Annotated in this window: 19 protein-coding genes; 9 read left to right on the top strand and 10 right to left on the bottom strand. The window is 64.9% G+C overall.

The genetic code is table 11. The features are described from left to right. Positions 1 to 39: 39 nt before the first annotated feature. Both G4O04_00460 and G4O04_00455 read right to left on the bottom strand, forming a co-directional pair. On the bottom strand, positions 40 to 1,161 hold the full coding sequence (locus tag G4O04_00460) for an alanine--glyoxylate aminotransferase family protein (protein HEY57024.1): 1,122 nt from the start codon (positions 1,159 to 1,161) through the stop codon (positions 40 to 42). A gap of 120 nt (positions 1,162 to 1,281) precedes the next feature. Beyond that, positions 1,282 to 2,664, bottom strand: coding sequence for an 8-oxoguanine deaminase (locus G4O04_00455; GenBank protein ID HEY57023.1), 1,383 nt, complete (start codon positions 2,662 to 2,664; stop codon positions 1,282 to 1,284). 137 nt (positions 2,665 to 2,801) lie between these two features. Here G4O04_00455 and G4O04_00450 point away from each other — a divergent pair, with 137 nt between their 5' ends. Together G4O04_00450 and G4O04_00445 are read left to right on the top strand one after the other, a co-directional pair. Beyond that, positions 2,802 to 3,467 (top strand): YigZ family protein, encoded by a 666-nt coding sequence (locus tag G4O04_00450; protein ID HEY57022.1) that lies wholly within the window; start codon positions 2,802 to 2,804, stop codon positions 3,465 to 3,467. Between the two features lie 17 nt (positions 3,468 to 3,484). Next, complete coding sequence (locus G4O04_00445; protein ID HEY57021.1) at positions 3,485 to 4,294, top strand: lipoate--protein ligase family protein; 810 nt, start codon at positions 3,485 to 3,487, stop codon at positions 4,292 to 4,294. A 39-nt stretch (positions 4,295 to 4,333) separates the two neighbouring features. Here G4O04_00445 and G4O04_00440 read toward each other — a convergent pair whose 3' ends face one another. The 4 genes from G4O04_00440 to G4O04_00425 form a co-directional block, all read right to left on the bottom strand. Beyond that, a complete protein-coding gene (locus G4O04_00440) occupies positions 4,334 to 5,017 on the bottom strand; it encodes a DUF4230 domain-containing protein (GenBank protein HEY57020.1) in 684 nt (227 codons plus the stop codon). Between the two features lie 1,461 nt (positions 5,018 to 6,478). After that, positions 6,479 to 7,357 carry a zf-HC2 domain-containing protein gene (locus G4O04_00435; protein HEY57019.1) on the bottom strand — a complete coding sequence of 293 codons (879 nt, stop codon included), beginning with the start codon at positions 7,355 to 7,357 and terminating at the stop codon, positions 6,479 to 6,481. A gap of 3 nt (positions 7,358 to 7,360) precedes the next feature. After that, a complete protein-coding gene (locus G4O04_00430; GenBank protein ID HEY57018.1) occupies positions 7,361 to 7,963 on the bottom strand; it encodes an RNA polymerase sigma factor in 603 nt (200 codons plus the stop codon). 69 nt (positions 7,964 to 8,032) lie between these two features. Continuing rightward, positions 8,033 to 8,626: a hypothetical protein gene (locus G4O04_00425; protein HEY57017.1), complete on the bottom strand. Its 594-nt coding sequence runs from the start codon at positions 8,624 to 8,626 to the stop codon at positions 8,033 to 8,035. A 501-nt stretch (positions 8,627 to 9,127) separates the two neighbouring features. Between G4O04_00425 and G4O04_00420 the strand changes: the two genes are divergently transcribed. The 6 genes from G4O04_00420 (at position 9,128) to G4O04_00395 (ending at position 15,028) form a co-directional block, all read left to right on the top strand. Then, positions 9,128 to 9,811: a metal-dependent transcriptional regulator gene (locus G4O04_00420; protein ID HEY57016.1), complete on the top strand. Its 684-nt coding sequence runs from the start codon at positions 9,128 to 9,130 to the stop codon at positions 9,809 to 9,811. Then, a complete protein-coding gene (locus G4O04_00415) occupies positions 9,808 to 10,830 on the top strand; it encodes a hypothetical protein (GenBank protein HEY57015.1) in 1,023 nt (340 codons plus the stop codon). Before G4O04_00420 ends, G4O04_00415 begins: the two co-directional genes overlap by 4 nt. 40 nt (positions 10,831 to 10,870) lie before the next feature. Further along, the gene (locus tag G4O04_00410; GenBank protein ID HEY57014.1) at positions 10,871 to 11,692 is read left to right on the top strand and encodes an iron transporter FeoB; all 822 of its coding nucleotides are present in this window, start codon (positions 10,871 to 10,873) and stop codon (positions 11,690 to 11,692) included. Further along, positions 11,689 to 13,098, top strand: coding sequence for a ferrous iron transporter B (locus tag G4O04_00405; GenBank protein HEY57013.1), 1,410 nt, complete (start codon positions 11,689 to 11,691; stop codon positions 13,096 to 13,098). Before G4O04_00410 ends, G4O04_00405 begins: the two co-directional genes overlap by 4 nt. A gap of 110 nt (positions 13,099 to 13,208) precedes the next feature. After that, positions 13,209 to 14,105, top strand: coding sequence for an NAD-binding protein (locus G4O04_00400; GenBank protein ID HEY57012.1), 897 nt, complete (start codon positions 13,209 to 13,211; stop codon positions 14,103 to 14,105). A gap of 44 nt (positions 14,106 to 14,149) precedes the next feature. Then, complete coding sequence (locus tag G4O04_00395) at positions 14,150 to 15,028, top strand: YitT family protein (protein ID HEY57011.1); 879 nt, start codon at positions 14,150 to 14,152, stop codon at positions 15,026 to 15,028. Positions 15,029 to 15,106: 78 nt separating this feature from the next. Here G4O04_00395 and G4O04_00390 read toward each other — a convergent pair whose 3' ends face one another. The 4 genes from G4O04_00390 to G4O04_00375 all read right to left on the bottom strand — a co-directional run bounded on the left by G4O04_00390 (position 15,107) and on the right by G4O04_00375 (position 18,652). Next, positions 15,107 to 15,781 carry an RluA family pseudouridine synthase gene (locus G4O04_00390; GenBank protein HEY57010.1) on the bottom strand — a complete coding sequence of 225 codons (675 nt, stop codon included), beginning with the start codon at positions 15,779 to 15,781 and terminating at the stop codon, positions 15,107 to 15,109. A gap of 32 nt (positions 15,782 to 15,813) precedes the next feature. Further along, a complete protein-coding gene (locus G4O04_00385) occupies positions 15,814 to 16,614 on the bottom strand; it encodes a uridylate kinase (GenBank protein ID HEY57009.1) in 801 nt (266 codons plus the stop codon). A gap of 208 nt (positions 16,615 to 16,822) precedes the next feature. After that, positions 16,823 to 17,767: a mevalonate kinase gene (mvk, locus tag G4O04_00380; protein ID HEY57008.1), complete on the bottom strand. Its 945-nt coding sequence runs from the start codon at positions 17,765 to 17,767 to the stop codon at positions 16,823 to 16,825. 9 nt (positions 17,768 to 17,776) lie between these two features. Continuing rightward, positions 17,777 to 18,652, bottom strand: a complete 876-nt coding sequence (locus tag G4O04_00375; protein ID HEY57007.1) for a decaprenyl-phosphate phosphoribosyltransferase — start codon at positions 18,650 to 18,652, stop codon at positions 17,777 to 17,779. An 85-nt stretch (positions 18,653 to 18,737) separates the two neighbouring features. Here G4O04_00375 and G4O04_00370 point away from each other — a divergent pair, with 85 nt between their 5' ends. After that, on the top strand, positions 18,738 to 19,559 hold the full coding sequence (locus G4O04_00370) for a TlyA family RNA methyltransferase (protein ID HEY57006.1): 822 nt from the start codon (positions 18,738 to 18,740) through the stop codon (positions 19,557 to 19,559). Positions 19,560 to 19,660 lie beyond the last annotated feature (101 nt).

Genomic DNA, 19,660 nt, shown 5'->3' with positions numbered 1-19,660 from the left:
AAGACGGGCTTCGACTGCGGCCCCACTCAGCCCCTGGCGTCAGCCCAGGATGGCCCGCAGCGCGGTCAACAGCAAGGCAACATGCTCACGGCGGCTGCTGAAGCCCATCAGCCCAATGCGCCAGATTTTGCCCTTGAGCGGGCCAAAGCCGGCAGCGATTTCCATGTTGTACTCGTGCAGCAGCCGACGGCGCACCGTGGCTTCGTCCACCCCGGCGGGCACCAAAGGCGTGGTCAGTGTGGGCAGCCGATGGGCTTCAGGCACCAGAAGTTTAAGCCCCAGGCCCTGCAACCCTTGCCAAAGCATCTGCGCGTGCTCGCGGTGGCGGGCCCAGCGGGTCTCCAGGCCTTCCTCGGCCACCAGGCGCAGCCCTTCCCGCAAAGCGTAAATCATGCTGATGGGAGCGGTATGGTGGTAGGTGCGCTCATCACCCCAATACTTCTCCACCAGGGTGAGGTCAAGGTACCAGTTGGTCACCGGGGTTCTACGCTTCCTCAAGACTTCGCGCGCCCGTTCGGACACGGTGAGCGGTGCCAACCCGGGGGGCACTGAGAGGCACTTCTGCGTGCCGCTGTACGCCACATCTACATCCCAGGCGTCGATCTCCACCGGCACGCCACCTAAGGAGGTCACCGTATCCAGTACCAACAAGGCGCCGTGCTTGTGCGCCGCCTCGGCGATGGCCCGGATGTGGTGTTGCAGCGCGCCAGTGGATGTCTCGGCGTGCACCAGGGCCAGCAGTTTGTAGTGGCGCTTTTGCAAAGCCGACTCGATTTCATCCGGGTCAAAAACTTCGCCCCAGGGCCGCTCCACCGTGTGGACCTCGACCCCATAGCGCGCGGCCATATCGGCCAGCCGCAAGCCAAAGTAGCCGTTGACCGCGATCAGCACAGCGTCCCCCGGCTCGATGAAGTTGCACAACGCGGCTTCCATGCCCGCGCTGCCCGTGCCTGAGACCGGGATGGTGAGTTCGTTCTGCGTGCGAAAGACATAGCGCAGCAGGTCCTGGACCTCACGCATGATTTGCAGGAAATCGGGGTCCAGGTGCCCCACCAGGGGCGTGGCCATAGCCCGCAGCACGCGCGGGTGCACCATGCTGGGGCCGGGGCCAAGCAGAATGCGCGGATGGGGGTTCAGGTCGGTGTAGGTTTCCTGAGACATATCTCCTGCCTCCGGGGAAAAGTGGGGGGGTCATTATAACCGAGAGGCCGCTGGAGGGACTCCCAGGGATACCGGCATGGGTGACCTGTGAGGGACACCTTGCCCGTCCCCGTGAGGCTACTACGTCACCAGCGCGGCTGCCAGGCGATTGTGACGCTCCACCAGGCGCGGCACATCCACTGTGACCAGGTGCCCTTCCTTAACCACCAAACGTCCGCCCACCACGGTGTAGTCGGCGCGCACGGGGGAGGCGAAGACCAGCGCGGCCACCGGATCGTGCAGCGCGCCGGCGTACTCCAGGCGCGCCAGCCGCACGGCGAAGAAGTCAGCTGCCTTACCCGGCGCCAGTTGCCCGATGTCGTCGCGGCCCAGCACGGCCGCTCCGCCCCGCGTGGCCAGTTCCAGGGCCTGGCGGGCGGTGAGTAGCGGCGGGGCCTGCTCGTCGCTGCGCGAGAACCCCAACAGGCCCGACCGCACCCGGGCCAGCAACATGGCCTGGCGCACCTCCTCCAACATGTGCGAGCCGTCGTTGCTGGCCGAGCCGTCCACGCCCAAGCCTACCTTGACCCCTGCGGTGAGCATCTCGTACAGCGGCATGATGCCCGACCCCAATCGCATGTTCGAGGTGGGACAATGGGCCACGCCCACGCCGTGCTTAGCGTAGTGGGCGATTTCCTCCTGGTTGACATAGATGGAGTGGGCAAACCACACATCCGGGCCGATCCATTCCAATGATTCCATGTAGGCCACCGGGCGCAAGCCGAACTTCTCCAGGCAGAATTGCTCTTCGTCCTCGGTTTCGGCCAGGTGCGTGTGCAGACGCACCCCGTACGCCCGCGCCAGCCGGGCGCTCTGGCGCATCAGGTCGCCGGTCACGCTGAAGGGCGAGCAGGGGGCCAGCACGATTTGCAGCGTGGAGCCCGGGCTAGGATCGTGATATCGCTCGATGAGGCGTTGGGAATCGCGCAGGATGTGCGCTTCGTCCTCCACTACGCTGTCAGGGGGCAGACCGCCCTGGCTTTCCCCCAGGCTCATGGAGCCCCGCGAAGCGTGCAGCCGCAGCCCCACCTCGCGGGCGGCCTCGATTTCGTCGTCCAAACGGGCCCCGTTGGGGAAGAGGTAAAGATGATCAAAGGCCGTGGTGCAGCCCGAGAGGGCCAACTCGGCCAGGGCCGTTTGCGTGGAAACGCGAATGTGCTCCGGCGTCATACGCGCCCAGATGGGGTACAGCGTCTTCAACCAGTGGAACAGATTGGCATCCTGGGCACGGGGAACCCCCCGGGTCAGGGTCTGGTAGAAGTGGTGATGGGTGTTGATGAGCCCGGGGGCCACCACATAGCCTTCGAGGTCCAGCACCTCGTCGGCGGTGTCCGGCAATTGGGCCGTGGGGCCGACCTGTTCGATAAAACCATCACGGATGAACATCCCGCCGTCGGGGATTTCCCGGCGTTCATCGTCCATGGTGATCAATATCGTGGCATGACGCACCAGCAGGGTAGACATAGGACAACCTCTTGTTGGGGATAGGGGATTTGCCGTTCTCTGGATATTGTACCCCACCCCCGGATGTCGCCGCCTTTCCGGACCCTGGGGTTTATCTGCTCCCCGGAGAGGATGTCGCCCCCTGGTATAATCCCCCCATGCCCGAAGCACGCGGAGCCTCCTATCTGGTGCCGGCCGCCGAGGTGCGGCGGGAAATCGTGGTGGTCAACTCGCGTTTCATCGCCGCCATCGCCCCCGCCGAGACGGTCGAGGAGGCCCGGTCTTTCATCGCCCGCATTCGCGCGGCATACCCAGACGCCACGCATCATGTGCCGGCCTATATCGTGGGCGGTGGGAGCAGCGCGGTGGCCCACACGTCGGATGACGGCGAGCCTTCGGGCTCGGCAGGGCGCCCGGTGCTCAGCGTGCTGCGGGGCAGCGGCCTGGGCGATGTGGTGCTAGTGGTCACGCGGTATTTTGGCGGGACCAAGTTGGGTATCGGCGGGCTGGTGCGGGCGTACACGCAGGCCGCGCAAGAGGCCGTGGCCGCGGTGCCCCGCGCCCGCAAAGTGCGTTGCCATACCGTGATGGTGGGCCTGCCTTATGGCTGGCTGGAGCGGGTGCGTCGCCTGGTGGCGCAGCATGGCGGGGTGGTGCTCGACGAGGATTTTGCCGCCGAGGTGACTCTCACCGCCTGTTTTGCGGTGGAAGATTTCCCGGCTTTTCAGGCGACCCTGCGCGAAGCCTCAGCCGGGCGGTTGGAAGCCCTGGTGTTGGAGACGGCCCTGGTGCGGCTGCCTGTGGAGGCGCATCGGGCTGAATAGCCCCTGAGACAGCGGTCATGGAGCGGTTTCGCTTGCTTTTGCATCCCCCTGCGCGGGGGGCGTGGAACATGGCGGTGGACGAGGGCATCTTAGAGGCCGTGGCGGCGGGTCGCGTGCCGCCCACGCTGCGGCTGTACGCCTGGTCGCCGCCGTGCCTCTCCCTGGGCCAGGGGCAGTCGGTCGCCGAAGTCGAGCAGGCCCGCCTGACGGCCCTGGGCTGGGATTTGGTGCGTCGCCCCACGGGCGGGCGGGCCGTGCTGCACGCCGACGAGTTAACTTACGCCATCGTGCTCCCCGCTGGGCATCCGCTGGCTCAGGGCGGCGTGCTGGACAGTTACCGCCAGCTGGCCGAGGCGTTGGTGGACGCGCTGCGCCTGCTGGGGCTGACGCCCACCATCACGCCCGAACCGGGCCGTCCCATGCATGGCAAAGCCATTTGCTTTGAGGAGCCCTCGCGCTACGAGATCACCGTGGGCGGGCGCAAGTTACTGGGCAGCGCCCAATTGCGCCGGCAGAAGGCCATCCTGCAACACGGTTCGCTGCCCCTCTGGGGGGACATAGGCCGCATCGCGCAGGCGCTGCGCTACCCCGACGAGGCCGCGCGAGCGCGGGCTGCCGCGCAGGTCCGCGTCCGGGCCACCACCGTGGCCGAGGCGTCCGGGCGCATCGTCTCCTGGGCTGAAGCGGCCAGGGCCTTTCGCCAAGCTTTCGCCCAGCGCTTTGGGTTGCATTGGGTGTACGGCACCTTGACCGAGGGGGAATATGCACGCGCCGTGGCCTTGCGCCACGAGAAGTACGACGCCCCCGCATGGACGTTACGCAAGTAGCAGGTGTGTAGTTAGATTCAAGGTTGGCAGAGAAGCGCTTCAGGGGGTAGGCGTCGCCTCAGGGGTCGGGGGCAGGAACACCACTTCTGGGAAGCCCAAACTGCGGAACAGACGGTCGAGATAGGCCTCGGCGTTGCGCTGCGCCGTGTCGAGAATCCTATCCTCCAGGGCGGCTTGGCGGATGAGGCGCTCGGCCTCGCGGCGGGCTTCCGTCTCCAGGTGCACCTGACCCTTGGTCAGCAGGCCGGTGTCGCGGTCGTACACATACGACTTCTCGTTGTCTAAGGTGGCGATGAAGACTTCGGCCTGGGGTAGGTGCACATAGAGCACCCCGTCGCGCAACTGGAGGTCTTCGGATTGCATTTTGGTCAGATCTACTCCAGCGATGACCACGCCGTGGGCGACGAAGAGCAAGCGGTCGCCGAAGAGGAAGCCTAACGTCCCTTGATTGGTTTCGGCGGTGACCACCTTTTCCACCGTGTACTGCACGGTCTCCAAGCGAGCCAGGCTACGCACTTTGTGGATAATGGTGACCGGGTCGGGTAGCACGGTGGGGGTGGGGTGTAGGATCCGGGCAATCTGCGTGCTCATGGCCTGCATGGGTTGGCTCAAGGTTTCGACTCGCCGATCTACCTGTTGGAAGGCAAGGCGGATTTGGACGAATAAGAGTACCACGCCCGCGAGGAGAAGCAGCAGAAGCAGCCAACCGAAGATCTTCTTCATAAGGCGACTCCTTTCAGAGATTGGAGGACACCAAAGGCTGGTGAGGAAGGTTCAACGGCTTGGGCTTTACCCGCAGCGCATCGGTGGAGAGCTGCCATAGAGCGTCCGGGCCGTGGGTATGGATGGCCGGTGGGCAGGCTTCTACAGTTTCTCATTGCCGCCCAGAAGGTGTTGAGCACAACCGAAGCGGCGCGATCCAAGCCGGGGCGCCCCATGCACCGGCGCATGATGCCTACGCCTGTCTGCTGCAGCGCATACCGCCCGACACCCGGCCTTTATAGCCGGGAAGTTGCCCCGTTCGTCCAACGGAAGGTCGGGGTCTTGTGGTGAATGATACCACCCTGGACAAGCCTTATGCCCGTCGGATGCGCTTGGTGGCGGCATTGGTCGGGGAAACACCAGCGGGTAGTGCAAGGCCTCAACCTGATTTCCTTGCTCTGGAGCCAGGGTCCAGAGCGGCTGCCGGTCGATTGCCGGATTTACGACAAGGCGCAGGACGGACTGAGCAAAAAGGATCATTCCCGGCAGATGTGGCAAACCGCCTATGAGCAGGATTTCAAGCCTGAGTTGGTGCGGTTCGACAGTTGGTATGCYGGCCTGGCGAACTTGAAGCNAGNNAGGGGGTAYGGCYGGCRCRRGYTRACACCCTTRAAAGCCCATCGGTYGGTGTCGGTGGAAGGGAARGRGCACCATCGGYYKGGGTCGACAGGGTACATCCCGCCCCACGGGAGGAAGATGYMTTTGAAAGGCTATGGCTGGGYGAAAGGGTTCAAGACGGTGGCGAGGGATACTGGGCGANCRGCCGGTTNSGACATGAGCGTCGTGGAARCAGCGGAATATGCGCGGTGGGCGTGGCAGATGGAAGTRTACCACCAAGGCTTGAAACGGTTCACCGGCATTGMACGGGGSCAATTTYGTATGGAGAAGRCGCAGCGCGACCATATGGGTTTGGCCAYTCGGGCTTTTCTGCGTTTGGAGATCTTTCGTTTGCAGAAAAGGGTCACTTGGTTTGAAGCGAAACATGCACTTCTTCGGCAGGCTATGCGGGCTTATCTCGCTCAGCCTACCATTACCCTCCCGACAACTGCGTAACTCCTAAAATTTACTAACCCTTGAGGGTGCTTTTGGGGCGCGACCGGCACGCAGTGCGCTGGTCGCGGGCTGGCCCCCGTGGCCGATCGGCTGGTCGTTTGTCGGCTGCGTGGGGCGCCAAAGCGGCCAGGCGGTCAAGGCCTCTGTGATCGTCTGGCCTTATACCTAAACTTTGGGAGGAGGGGAGGGCACTCGCTATAGCGACGTTTACTGAGAGCACGCCGTTGAGTGCGGCGGTCCCCTTGCCACTGCAGGCTACGGCGGCATTCTCGGCGGGGGGTGTCTGGTTGAGCAACCGCTGCCGGGGGCACGGTGGGGGAGCCACCATGCCCCCGGCATGTTGGGCAAAGGCCTGAGTCGCGATCGGGGTCAAGGCTTGTCCTCGGCATCGCGTTGGTCGTCTTGCTCCTCGGCGTCCTCAGGCCGGGCGCGGGCGACTTTCAGGGCGCCTTGTGTGGCGGCGTCAAGCATCTTTTTGCCTGCCCTGGCCGTTTCGGTGGCGCCTTTGGCGGCCTCAGCGGCAGCCCGTAGCCCGCCTTGTACCCCCTTCAGCGCCCCTTTGGTCCCCTCGGCCATGGCTTTCAGCCCCGCCTGAGCCGCCTTGCTGGCCGCTTTGGCCGCGCCGCCGGCCATCTGCGCCCCGGCTTGGGCCCCCTTGGCCGCCATTTTCGGCGGGGCGGTCAGGGTGCCTTTGATCGGGGCGTCGGGGATCTCCTTGAGGGCCTCGGCGCCTTCAGCCAGGGAGGAGAGCACCTTCGCTGAGGTTTCCAGCCCTTCCTGGGCGGCGGCTAAGGCACCGGAGGCCAGGGCGCGGGCCGCTTTTTCCATGTGGCGGGCGCTTTCGGCAGCGCCTTTGGCAGCCTCCTGGGCGCTGCGCTTTCCCGCTTCGGTGGCTGTCTTGGCTGTCGAGGCCCCGGCGCGGGCCACTTCCTGGGCGGCTTTAGCTGAGGCTGCGGCCTTGGCTTTGACCAGGGCGAGCAGCTCCTGGGGGATGCGCAGCAGGGGCTCGCCGCGGGCGGCCCGCTCGGCGTTGAGTTTTTGGTAGAGACGCAGTTTGGCGTCGGGCGGCAGGGCGCGGTTTATGACCTGGCGCGCTTTGCTCTGCAGGGCTTGCAAGTCTTTCACCGTTTGGCGGCAGCGGGGGCATTCCTGCAAATGGCGCTCGAATTCGAGGCGATCGGAAAGGGGGAGGGCGCCTTCTAGATAATCGGCCAGCATGGCTTCGAAACGGGAATGTTGCTTGTCCATCGTTCACTCCTCAACAGGGGAAAGGTGGGCGGTCAGAAAGTCGCGCAAGGCTTGCCGGGCACGGTGTACTCGGACCTTGGCCGTGGAAGGGGAGATGTTGAGTACTTGGGCGGTTTCCTGCATACTGAGGCCCTCCAACTCAAAGAGCACAAAGGCTGTGCGCAGGCGCGGGGACAAGGAGGCCAACCCTTGTTCGATGATTTCGTGGATGTCTTGGCGCTCCACCCAGTCCTCGGGGAGCACCGCCTGGTGGTCGGGGATCTGCTCAAGCATGGCTTCGCCCAGGTCATCCAAGGCTTGGGTGGCTGCTTCGGACTTGCGCTGGCGTTTGCGGAGGATGTCGAGGGCTTTGTTGGTCACGATGCGGTAGAGCCAGGAGTTGAGTTTGGCATCGCCGCGAAATTGGCTGACGCTGAGGTAGACGGTGAGGAAGGTTTCCTGGAGGGCATCTTCGGCGTCCTGGGGGTTCTGTAGCAGGCGATAGGCGACCCGGTACACGGTATCGGCGTACTGTTCGATGAGTTGCTCGTAGGCTTGGGGCTGGCCTTGCTTTAGGGCGTCGAGCAACTGGTCTTCGTCGGCGTAGGGATAGAGGGGAGCAGACATAGGCGTCTCCGGCAGAAGATGGGAGGCGGGGAGCGTACTCCCCGCCTTACCGCGGACCGGCTTTCAGGGTCAGGGCAGCAGGGCCTGGATGGCGGCGACGTTTATCAGGATGCTGTCGGCAGGACCGGCGATGGTGTGTTGTTCGTCCAGGATCATCTGGGCTAGGGTAAGGCTGCTGTCGCTGATCAGGTACTCGCTTTCCACGATGCGGTCGGCCATGATCCCGATTTGCAACTCGGTCCAGAGGATGCGGTCGGCCATCTCACCGATGCGGTCGGCCATGGCGCCGATGTCGGCGGAGAGGGCCAGGGTGGTGGTCTCCGAGTTGTCAATGCGGGTGTTGATATCCTGAGCGGTGACCATGATGGCCGCGGCGTCCTGTTCGGACTGAGAAGTCAAAGCGATCAGGCTGGCGGCCAGGGAGAGGATCTGAGGGTCCGTTTCTGTGCGCTGGATCTGGGTGGCAAAGACTTGGATGTGCTGTGAGGCCACCAGGATGTTCTGAGCCTCTTGGGCAATGGCAGTGGTCTGGGCCTGGATGGCGCTCCCATCGATGTTGTTTGTGGTGGGGGTGAGGGAGAAAGCGTAGACTTGGCTTGGGGCCACCAAGCTTGCGGTGAGTACCAACACGGAAACCAGCAGGATGATGATCTTCTTGAACATATTGTCCTCCTTGGGATGCCCGAAGGCAGGTTTGCTAAGGGTTGGTGCTCATAGGACGGAGGCTGAGGCTTGGAGGTTACATTTTGGGTGCGAGGCTTTTGGGACAGCGTTGGGGAGGCGGAGTGCTGTGGTTGAGGTGGTACGGTCCAGAGCGTGTCCTCTCCTTTGATGGTGGGGGGCGTGGGGCTATGGGAGCTGCCCGGCTGGCTCTTGACGATGCTGCTAACGCTGGCCTGCGGGAAGTGTGCCTGGATGCGGCGCAAGCTGGATGGTGCCTACGAGGTGAGCCAATACTCCGTGGAACCCTGGCGGGTGGTTTTGCCCGTATTCGCCGGCGTGCTGAAAGGCTTTGCCTTTTCTCTCGCTTGGCTGGCTTGGCGGGGGGCACGTTCCTGAGTTTCTCACACACAACCTTTGTGTTTTCCCGTCGAACCCTTGTGTGGGCGGGAAAACTCAGGTATAATCTCAACGAATTAGGATATCCTAAAACAAGTTTTCGTTATGCCGACAACTTCCTCGGTGCAGGACTACCTTAAAGCCATCTTCCACCTCACCCAGAATCAGGAGCGTACGACCACCGGGCAACTGGCCGCTCATCTGGGCGTAGCCCCGGCCTCGGTCACGGGCATGTTGCGCCGGCTGGCCGCCACCGACCCGCCCTTGGTGGACTACCGCCGCCATCGCGGCGTGTGCCTCACTCCGAACGGACGACGGGCTGCGCTAGAGGTCATCCGTCATCATCGTTTGCTGGAGCAGTTTCTCTATCAGGTGCTTGGTATGTCGTGGGATCAGGTACACGAGGAAGCAGAACGCTTGGAACATGTGATCTCCGAGGCCGTGGAAGAACGCATCGCCGCCCTGCTGGGCCACCCCACCCACGACCCACACGGTGCGCCTATCCCCAGCGCCGACCTGCACCTGCCTCCTGACCCCGCCGTGCCGCTCACCCAACTGCGCCCCGGTCAGCAAGGGGTGGTGCGCCGGGTGTCGGACCGCGACGCCGGTCTGCTGCGCCACTTAGCCTGCCTGGGGTTGGTGCCCGGCACGGTGTTCACCGTGCTGCAACGCACGCCCTACGACGATTTGCTCTACCTGCGCCTGGACGCCCGCGACGAACCGGTAGTCATCGGCCCGCGCCTGAGCCAGGCCATCTTCGTGGAGGTGGTGACGGAGACGGTGCCATGAGTCTGTGGATTGGGTTGGTGCTTTTCATTGGACTGCTCCTTGCCGTGATCGCCCGCCTCTGGTGGGTGCGTTGGCAGGACGCGCATCGCCGCGAACAGGTGGAGGATGCGCTCAAGTTTCTGTTGGAGCGCGAGCACCAGGGCCGCCACGCCGCCCCTGAAGCCCTGGCCGGCGCGTTAGGGCTCCGTCTGCGGCAGGCGGTGGCCCTGGTGRACCGCATGAGCCAGCAAGGCCTGTTGCAGGTGCGCGGGCGCGAACTGCATCTCACTCCGGAAGGCGAACGTTGGGCCCTGCATGTGCTGCGCGCCCATCGCCTCTGGGAACGCTACCTGGCCGACGAGGCCCGCTTGCCCCTGGAACGCATCCACCGCGAGGCGCACCGCCGCGAGCACGGCATGACGCCCGAAGAGGTGGACCGCCTGGCCGCGGCCCTGGGCCATCCCACCCACGACCCGCACGGCGACCCCATCCCCGGCCCTCAGGGTGGACTTCCGCAGGAGGAAGGTGTGCCCCTCACCCAGTGGCCCATCGATACCCCCGGCGTCATCGTGCATCTGGAGGACGAACCGCCGGTGGCCTACGCCCAACTGTTGGCCGAGGGCCTGCGGTTGGGGCAAATGGTGCGCGTGTTGGAAGCCACCCCCGAGCGCCTGTTGCTCTCCGACGGCGAACGCGAAATTCGCCTGGCCCCGGCGGTGGCGGCCAATGTGTTCGTCGCCCCGCTTCCGGCGCCGCCCGGGCCGCCGTCCGATGCGCTGCCGCTAAGCCAACTGCCCGATGGGCAGGAGGCCGAGGTGGTGGTCATCGACCCCGCGGTGCAGGGCTTCACTCGGCGACGTCTGCTCGATCTGGGCCTCACCCCAGGCGCTAAGGTGCGCCCCGAACTGCGCCCCTTCTTCAACGATCCGCGCGCCTACCGCGTGCGCGGCACGCTCATCGCCCTGCGCAACGACCAGGCCGAACGCATCTGGGTGCGCCCGGTGGAGGAAGGCGATCGGCGATGGGCGATTGGCAATTAACGGTTGGCGATGGGCGATTGGTGATTTGGTGGAGGTTTTCATGACCCTGACCCCGGAGATGTGTGCAACTTGTCCGGTGCATAGCCGGTTGGCCCAAATGGGCATCGAAATTCAAAACTTCGACCATGTGGTCGCCCTGGCCGGGAACCCCAACACGGGTAAAAGCACGCTGTTCAACGCGCTCACCGGCCTGAAGCAACACACGGGCAATTGGCCGGGCAAGACGGTCACCCGGGCCGAGGGTGGTTTCAAGTTCAACGGGGTGCGCTACAAACTGGTGGACCTGCCGGGCACTTACTCGCTGCTCTCGGCTTCGGACGACGAGGAGGTGGCCCGCAACTTCATCCTGTTCGGACAGCCTGATGCGGTCATCGTGGTCACCGATGCGACCGCCCTGGAACGCAACCTCAACCTGGTGCTGCAGATTCTGGAGATCACGGACAAGGTGATCGTGGCGGTGAACATGATGGACGAAGCGCGCCGCAAAGGATTGGAGGTGGACACACGGGCCTTGAGCAAGGACCTGGGGGTGCCGGCCGTGCCCATTGTGGCCCGCACCGGCGAAGGGTTACACGCGCTGCTCAGCGCCGTCGAGGGGGTGATCCGCGGGGAGATTCGCACCCACCCGCGGCGCATTCAGGGCACCCCGGTTTTCCAGCAGGCGGTGGAGCGCCTGGTGCCGCTCATCGAGGCCCTGGCGCCGGGGCTCCCCAATGCGCGCTGGATCGCCATCCGACTGCTGGACGGCGACGCCCGGGTGCAGGAGGCGCTGGAGAAGGGCGAACTGTTTGATCTGGTACGCCGTCAGCAGGAGCAGGATATCCGCACCAGCCGCAAGATGGCCGTGGAGGGATCGCTATGAGTGCGCCGACCGCCTCGACTCAGGTCACACCGCAAGAGGTGTTGGCCGAAGCGGCCCGGCTGCGCCGCGAACTGGGGCCGGACTTCCGCGATCAGATGGTGCAGGCGCTGTACGCCGAGGCCGAGCGCATCGCCCGCCGGGCCGTGCACCGCCGCGGCGAACCCCGCCGTTGGGACCTGGATCAGCGCATCGACCGCCTGGTCACCTCGCCGGTGTTCGGCCTGCCCATCATGTTGCTCATGCTCGCCGGGGTGTTCTGGCTGACCATCGTGGGCGCCAACTACCCTTCGGAGTGGCTGGCCCGTCTGTTGTTCGGCTTCGAGGGCCTGATGGCCGGGCTGTTCGCGCGCCTGGGCGCCCCCTGGTGGCTGACCGGCTTCCTCTGGCACGGGGTGTGGCGCGGGCTGGCCTGGGTGGTCAGCGTGATGCTGCCCCCGATGGCGATTTTCTTCCCGCTGTTCACCATCCTGGAGGATTTGGGTTTTTTGCCCCGGGTGGCGTTCAACCTGGATTGGCTCTTCCGCAAGGCTGGGGCGCACGGCAAGCAGGCGTTGACCATGGCCATGGGGTTCGGTTGCAACGCGGCCGGGGTGATCTCCACGCGGGTGATCGACTCGCCCCGGGAGCGTCTGATCGCCATTCTGACCAACAACTTCGTGCCCTGCAATGGCCGCTTCCCTACGCTGATCATGTTGGCCACGGTGTTCGTGGCGGCGGCTTTTCCGCCCGCTTTCGCCTCGCTGGCCGCTGCCGGGGCGGTGGTGGGCGTGGTGCTTCTCGGGGTATTCTTCACCTTGGTGGTCTCCTGGGCGCTCTCCCGCACCGTGCTCAAGGGGGAAGCCTCTGCCTTCACGCTGGAGTTGCCGCCTTACCGTAAGCCCAGCATCGGCCGCATTCTGTACACCTCGCTGGTGGACCGCACCATCTTCGTGCTGCTCCGGGCGGTGATGACCGCCGCGCCGGCCGGGGCCGTCATCTGGCTGCTGGCGAACATTCACTTGGGCGGCGTCTCGCTGGCCCAACATATCGCCGCCTGGCTGGACCCCTTAGGCTGGCTCATGGGCCTGGATGGCGTCATCCTGCTGGCCTTCATCATCGCCATCCCGGCCAACGAAATCGTCGTGCCCACCATGCTCATGGTGTACCTGGGCACGGGGATGATGACCGAGGTCCAATCGCTGGATACACTCCGCCGCATTCTGGTGGATCAACACGGCTGGACGCTGCTGACCGCGGTCAACTTGATGTTGTTTTCGCTGCTGCACAACCCCTGCGCCACGACCATCATAACCATCTACAAAGAGACGGGCAGCAAAAAGTGGGCGGCCTTTGGTGCATTGATGCCGCTGGCCATCGGCGTTGTGGTGACCATGCTGGTGGCGGCCGTGGTGCGCCTGGTGGGTTGAGGACGGAAGAGGGGGACTGAGTCGCGCCAGCGGTCTCTTGGCTGTCGGCATGATGTACAATGGAGGCATTCCCCGTTCAGGCATTCATTTTCAGACCGAGGAGGCCTGTGATGTTACGCGTTGGCTATATCGGGTTGGGCCTCATGGGCAAGCCCATGGCCCGCAATATCCTCAAAGCCGGTTTCCCCCTGGTGGTCCACAACCGCAGCCGCGGTCCGGTGGACGAGTTGGTCGCTTTGGGCGCTCAGGCCGCCTCCTTGCCAGCCGAAGTCGCCGCCCAGGTGGACATCGTGATCACCAACCTCCCTGACTCCCCCGATATGGAGCAGGTGGCCCTGGGCCCCCGGGGGATCATCGAGGGGGCTCATCCGGGGCTGATCTTCATCGACCACTCCACCATCAAGCCCGAAACGGCCCGCCATATCGCGCAGGTGTTGGGGGAGAAGGGCGTGCTGTGCCTGGATGCCCCTGTCAGCGGAGGCGACATCGGCGCCCGGCAGGGCACCCTGACCATCATGGTCGGCGGCCCCGAAGAGGCCCTGGAAAAAGCCCGGCCGGTGTTGGAGGCCGAAGGCCGCACCATCACCCACATCGGGGGCCCTGGCGCCGGGCAGGTGGCCAAGGTGGCCAACCAGATCATGGTGGCCGCCCAGATGGTCGCCATGGCCGAGTTGCTGTTGCTGGCGCAAAAGGCCGGGGTGGACCCTCGACGGGTGGTTCAGGCCATTCGCGACGGCGCAGCGCAGTGCTGGACGCTGGACCACAAACCCCAGCGCCTCTTCGACGGGGAACGTGGCCCGGGGTTCAAAGCCCACATGATGCTCAAGGACCTGGACATTGTGCTCGACACCGCCCGTGCTTACGGGATGCCCTTGCCCGCCACCGCCACCCACACCCAACTGTATCGCGCCATGCAGGAATTAGGGCTGGGTGAATTGGATAACTCCGCCGTGATTGCCGTGTACGAAGCGTTGACAGGGACGGCGTTGAAGGCGCCAGGCGATTGACGATTAGCGATGGAAGATTTGTGATTGACGAATAGCGATTGGTGATGAGATCTCGAATTGCTTTCACCTGGGAAAACATCCGCGATTACGGCTATGTGATCGTGGGCACGGCCATCCTGGCGCTGGCCATGGATTTGTTCCTCATCCCGGCGCAATTGGCCGCAGGGGGCGTCAGCGGCCTGGCGCAGGTCATCAACGCTTACACGGGCTGGCCCATCGGGCTGATGACCCTGGCGGCCAACATCCCCCTGTTCGCCATGGGCTGGCGGCACCTGGGCGGGCCACGCTTTGCCGTGCGCACCGCGGTGAGCATCGTGCTCTTCTCGGCGCTGGTGGACGGCTTGGCCCCCTACCTTCCGCCCCACGGACTGACCGGCGAACTTATCCTCAACGCGCTCTACGGGGGCATCCTCAGCGGCGTGGGGGCGGGCCTGATCTACCGCGGTCGGGGCACCAGCGGGGGCACGGATATCCTGGCTCGCATCCTGGCCCAGTGGCGTCACATCCCCCTGGCGCAGAGTTACCTGTTTGCCGACGGCCTGGTCATCCTGCTCGCCGGGCTGACCTTTGGCTGGGAACAGGCATTGTATGCCCTGGTGGCGCTTTACATTGCGGGCATCGCGGCCGAGGGCGTGCTCTCCGGGCCCAATGTGGTGCGCACGGCCATCATCATCACCAACCGCCCCGAGGAAGTGACCCGCCACATCCTGCACGGCCTCAACCGGGGCGTGACCATCCTGCAGGGGCGCGGCGGCTACACAGGCCGGGAACGGGCCGTGCTCTATTGTGTGGTCACCCGTACCGAGGTGGAGCAGTTGAAGAACTTCGTGCGCCAGGCCGACCCTCAGGCTTTCATGGTGGTGGGCAGCGCCCATGAAGCCCTGGGGGAAGGGTTCCGCCCCTGGGAAGAAGCGGTGGGTTGACCCCGGCGTAGAGAAGATAGAGAAACGCCAGCACGCCCGACGCTCTGAGGGTGCGCTGGCGTTTGAAGTTGAACGCGCTCAGGCCAGCAGGGCCTGCCATTTCTCCAATTGAGCCAGGGCCGTGGCAAAGCCCTCCGGATGGGGGGCGGTGAAACGCACCGCTTCGCCCGTGCGAGGGTGGCGAAAAACCAGCCGCCGGGCGTGGAGGGCCAGGCGGGCGATGGGGGCACCCGGCCGGGGGCCTGGGCCGTAAAGCGGATCGGCGACGATGGGATGCCCGGCGTGGTACAGATGCGCCCGCACTTGATGCCGCCGACCGGTCACGGGACGGGCTTCGATGAGCGTGTAGCCGGCCAGCCGCCGGATCACCCGCAACATGGTCTGCGCCGGCTGCCCCTTGGGGTGCACCACTGTCCGTTTTCGCCGGCCCACATTGGCCCGCAAGGGAGCCTCCACCGTGTGCCTTTGCCATTCGGGCTCGCCCTGCACGATGGCATGGTAAATTTTCTCCACCTCTCGTCGCTCCCACTGCCGACTCAACGCGCGGTGGGCCGCTGCGTTTCGCGCCAGGACCATCACCCCACTGGCGTCTTGGTCCAGACGGTGCACCAGCCATAGCCGGCCGTAGGCTGGCTCCAACACCGACCGCAGATGCGGCAGGTCGGGGTCCCAGCCGTCGGGCGTGCTGCGCAGCCCGGCCGGTTTGGCGATAACCAGGATGTCTTCGTCCAGGTGGAGGACGGGAATCTCCATAGACAGGTCCTTCTCCAAAAGAAAGTGCGGGTCTACGGGGTGGGCACCCGGACCCAGGTTCCGGTGACCGGTTCCCCTAACAGGGCTTGCCGGACCCAGGCAGGGGTGCCGCGGAAGATCAGGATCTTCAGGCCCGGAATTTTCTCCGCCAAATGCACCATCTGATGCACTTTGGTCGCCATGCCGCCCGTGACATCGGTGGCAGCGCTGCCTTGCAGGGAGGCGCTCAGGGCCTTCACCGAATGCGGCGTGATTTCGGGCACCAGGCGCGTACAGGCGGGGTAATCGGCCCAAACGCCGGGCTCGACCCCTGCGATCAGGATGCGTTGGGGACGCAGGGACTCCGCCAGGTAGGCGAAGACCTCCTCGGTGGAAACGATGGTGCCGCCGCGCACGGTGTCGAACGCCACATCGCCGTAAACCACGGGCAGCAGGTGCGCCTCTAAGGCGGCTTGCAACGGTTGGATGTCCCAGGCGACGATGCGCCCCTCCTCGGCGATCACGCCGGCCGAGGGAGGAAAGGCCACGGCTGGCAATCCTGCCTCGTGCAGCGCGTCCACGATGAGACGATTGAGTTGGGCCGCGGCGTGCCATACCGCGGCGAAGCCTCGCCAACCCGCGACATCGTGCACCCCCTGGCGGGTGCCGTGCTCCTGGGCGACCGCGTGACCGAAGGAGCCGGAACCGTGGCCCAGCACGAGACGCAGGTTATGGCGCTCGGCCCGCGCCTGGGCAATGGCCTGCGCCAGAGCCGCGATGCGGTCGGGCAGCGGCGTCATGGGCCGGTGTTTGTCGGTGATCAGCGAACCGCCGAGTTTGAGGAAGGTGAGCATGAGCGTTGGGTGGGGTCGTGGCGTGGTCGTGAAGTCGTTTTTTGGCGTGCGGCACCCCGGGCCTGAGCGAAGTTGAAGGCCGGGTGCCGCTTTGGAAGGCAGTGCCTTGGCACCGAATGCAAAAGGGCAAAATTGAACGCGGAGCAACGCGGATGGGGAGAGATGAATGCAGATTTATCCGCTCCAATCCGTCTCATCCGCGGCCCATTTATCTCACGGTGGTCACCAATGTGCGTACGGCTCCGGCGGTGCGCAGAGCGTGGGCGATGCGTTGGGCGCTGGCTTCGTCGGGTGCCAGGGCGATCATGTTGCCCCCGCGGCCCCCGCCGGAAAGTTTGGCGCCTAAGGCCCCGGCTGCCTTTGCGGCAGCGACCAGGGCGTCCAGTTTGGGGGAGGAGACGCCCATGCGGCGAAGCAGGGCGTGGTTTTCGTCCATGAGCGGGCCCAAGGCGGCGGGTTGGCCTTCTTGGATGAGCCGACGAGCCCGATTCACCATGCGTCCGATGGCGGCGAAAAGGGCTTCGTAAGTGGCAGGGTCCTGCTGCCAGCGGCGGCGCACTTCGGCCACGGTTTTGGCTGTGGGGCTGGGCACGTCGGTATCGCCAATGACCAGCGTGAAGGGTTCCTTTACGCGGAAGGTCTCCACCGGCCTGCCGCGGACGAAGTACACCGGCATGGCATAAGTCACCACGGTGTTGTCGATGCCTGACGGGGTGCCGTGATGGATTTTTTCCACCTCGAAGGCGATGGCGTTCACCTGGGCATTGTCCAGGGGATGGCCCAGAAAGCGGCTCAGCGCCCGCACCAAAGCCACGCTTACCGCTGCGCCGGAGCCCAACCCGGCGGCCACGGGGATGGTGGAGGTGATGCGGATGCGCAGCGCCGGTGGGCGAGCCATCCCCAGAGCGGTCAAGGTGAGCCGGATGGCGACGACCAGGGGGTGCTCCGGGGGCAGTTGGGACCAGGGGGTTTGCAGGTTGACTTCCGGGGCGGTGAGTAACACCTCGCCGGGTTCCAGATCGGGGGCGGCGGAGATCACCGCGCGGGCCTGCACTTGCTGCACGGGTACGGCCAGGGCCGGCTGGCCGTACACCACAGCGTGTTCCCCAAAGAGGATGATTTTTCCGGGGGCGGTGGCCGTGACGGCAGGCATGATGACTCCTCAGTAAAGGTAAAAGATGACCACGACGCTTAACGCCCAAAGCAGGATGGCGGCCTGTAGCGGCCGGTCGCTAAGCAGCGCGTCCTCAGGGGCGCCTCCCTGGCCTTCCACCTGCACCAGATAGAGATAGCGGAAAATGCCGTAGGTCACGAAAGGGATGGTGAGCATCATGGCGTGGTTGGAAGGTAAGTTGGGGGCAGAGAAGGTATAGAGGCTGTAAGCCATGATGGTCGTGGCTGAGGTGATGACCAGCAATTGGTCGAGGAAAGGAATGGTGTAGCCGTCCAGCACCCGGCGGTGGGCGCCGGCCCCGGCGGCCAGCAGGCTCAATTCGGCCCGCCGTTTGCCGAAGCCCAAAAACAGGGCCAGCAGGGAGGTGACGACATACAGCCATGGGGAGAATCGTTGTACGTGGATCAGGGAAACGCCCGCCTGCACCCGAAGCAGAAACCCGGCGGCAATGGCCAGCACATCGATAAGGGGGATGTGCTTCAGGGCGAAGGAGTAAGCCAGATTGAGTAGAAAATAGCCCAGGGCCACCAGGCAAAAACCACGCCCCAAAGCCCAGGCGGCGGGAAAGGTGATCAGGAACAACACGCCCAACCCCACCAGGGCTACCGGAACGGGAAGTCGCCCTGAGGCCAGCGGGCGATGGCGCTTGGTGGGATGCTGGCGATCGGCCTCCAGATCGGCCAGGTCGTTGATGAGGTACACCATGCCCGAGAGCAGGCAAAAGAGGAGGAACCCCGCCGCTGTGCGGAGGAACGCTGTGGGGTTCATCAGTTGCCGGTCGAACACCAGGGCGGCGAAGACGAAGGTGTTCTTCGTCCACTGTTTGGGCCGCAGGGTGCGGAGGAGGGCGACAAGAATGTCCATCATAGAGAAAATTATACCTTAGGTGAAGGTTCAGAAGGGTTGAGGCAGGAGGTCACTTTTTCTTAGATGGGGGTAAAATGAACCCATGCCCAGGAAGACGCGTTTGGATGCTTTGCTGGTCAAGCGTGGTCTGGCCGAGAGCCGCAGCCAAGCCCAGCGGCTGATCATGGCCGGGCAGGTGCGGGTGGCGGGCCAGATGGCCCTCAAGCCTGGCCAGCGGGTGGCGGCCGATGCCCCCATCGAAGTGGCCCGGGCCCCGCGCTTCGTCTCCCGCGGCGGGGAGAAGTTGGTCGCGGCGTTGGAGGCTTTTTCCATCGCTGTGACGGGGCGGGTGTGCGCCGATGTGGGCGCGTCCACGGGGGGCTTTACCGATTGCCTGTTGCAGTACGGCGCAGCCAGGGTGTATGCCCTGGATGTGGGCAAAGGGCAACTGCATTGGAAACTGCGCCGCGACCCGCGGGTCGTGGTGATGGAAGGCACCAACGCCCGTTATGTGGCGCGCTTGCCTGAGCCGGTCTCGTTGGTCACCATCGATGTTTCCTTTATTTCCTTGCGGGTGATCTTGCCCGTGGTGCACGGGTGGTTCCCGGAGCCGTTGAGGCCATCGGGCCGGGGGGATGTGGTGGCCCTGATCAAGCCGCAATTCGAGGCCGGGCGCCGCCAAGCGGCGCGGGGTCGGGGGGTCATTCGGGACCCCGCGGTGCACCGCCGGGTGTTGCAGGACATTCTGGGTTTTGCTCAAACCCACGGGTACGGAGTGCGCGGCCTGATTCGCTCCCCCATCCGCGGCCCCAAAGGCAATGTGGAGTTTCTGGTGTGGCTCACGGTGGATGGTCCCCCGATGGCTGAAGACACGCTGGCGACCTGGATTCAGACCTGCACCCGCCCGACCGAGGGGGAGCCATGAGCCACGCACTGACTTTCGCTTCCCGTCGCTCGCCCGTGTTGGGCCGCCGTGGCATGGTGGTCACTTCGCAGCCTTGGGCCGTGGCCACCGGGCTGGGTGTG

The sequence above is a fragment of the Anaerolineae bacterium genome (genome assembly GCA_011176535.1).
Classification (GTDB): Bacteria; Chloroflexota; Anaerolineae; order Anaerolineales; family DRMV01; genus DUEP01.
This window is presented reverse-complemented; position numbering and strand designations above follow the sequence as displayed.

Excerpts from the sequence above, each read along its gene's own strand:
- G4O04_00410 (HEY57014.1), top strand. The coding sequence starts at position 10,871 with ATGACCCTGACCCCGGAGATGTGTGCAACTTGTCCGGTGCATAGCCGG.
- G4O04_00390 (HEY57010.1), bottom strand. The coding sequence starts at position 15,781 with ATGGAGATTCCCGTCCTCCACCTGGACGAAGACATCCTGGTTATCGCC.
- G4O04_00430 (HEY57018.1), bottom strand. The coding sequence starts at position 7,963 with ATGTCTGCTCCCCTCTATCCCTACGCCGACGAAGACCAGTTGCTCGAC.
- G4O04_00425 (HEY57017.1), bottom strand. The coding sequence starts at position 8,626 with ATGTTCAAGAAGATCATCATCCTGCTGGTTTCCGTGTTGGTACTCACC.
- mvk (HEY57008.1), bottom strand. The coding sequence starts at position 17,767 with ATGCCTGCCGTCACGGCCACCGCCCCCGGAAAAATCATCCTCTTTGGG.
- G4O04_00455 (HEY57023.1), bottom strand. The coding sequence starts at position 2,664 with ATGTCTACCCTGCTGGTGCGTCATGCCACGATATTGATCACCATGGAC.
- G4O04_00460 (HEY57024.1), bottom strand. The coding sequence starts at position 1,161 with ATGTCTCAGGAAACCTACACCGACCTGAACCCCCATCCGCGCATTCTG.
- G4O04_00440 (HEY57020.1), bottom strand. The coding sequence starts at position 5,017 with ATGAAGAAGATCTTCGGTTGGCTGCTTCTGCTGCTTCTCCTCGCGGGC.
- G4O04_00370 (HEY57006.1), top strand. The coding sequence starts at position 18,738 with ATGCCCAGGAAGACGCGTTTGGATGCTTTGCTGGTCAAGCGTGGTCTG.
- G4O04_00405 (HEY57013.1), top strand. The coding sequence starts at position 11,689 with ATGAGTGCGCCGACCGCCTCGACTCAGGTCACACCGCAAGAGGTGTTG.
- G4O04_00385 (HEY57009.1), bottom strand. The coding sequence starts at position 16,614 with ATGCTCACCTTCCTCAAACTCGGCGGTTCGCTGATCACCGACAAACAC.
- G4O04_00400 (HEY57012.1), top strand. The coding sequence starts at position 13,209 with ATGTTACGCGTTGGCTATATCGGGTTGGGCCTCATGGGCAAGCCCATG.
- G4O04_00450 (HEY57022.1), top strand. The coding sequence starts at position 2,802 with ATGCCCGAAGCACGCGGAGCCTCCTATCTGGTGCCGGCCGCCGAGGTG.
- G4O04_00420 (HEY57016.1), top strand. The coding sequence starts at position 9,128 with ATGCCGACAACTTCCTCGGTGCAGGACTACCTTAAAGCCATCTTCCAC.
- G4O04_00435 (HEY57019.1), bottom strand. The coding sequence starts at position 7,357 with ATGGACAAGCAACATTCCCGTTTCGAAGCCATGCTGGCCGATTATCTA.
- G4O04_00445 (HEY57021.1), top strand. The coding sequence starts at position 3,485 with ATGGAGCGGTTTCGCTTGCTTTTGCATCCCCCTGCGCGGGGGGCGTGG.
- G4O04_00395 (HEY57011.1), top strand. The coding sequence starts at position 14,150 with ATGAGATCTCGAATTGCTTTCACCTGGGAAAACATCCGCGATTACGGC.
- G4O04_00375 (HEY57007.1), bottom strand. The coding sequence starts at position 18,652 with ATGGACATTCTTGTCGCCCTCCTCCGCACCCTGCGGCCCAAACAGTGG.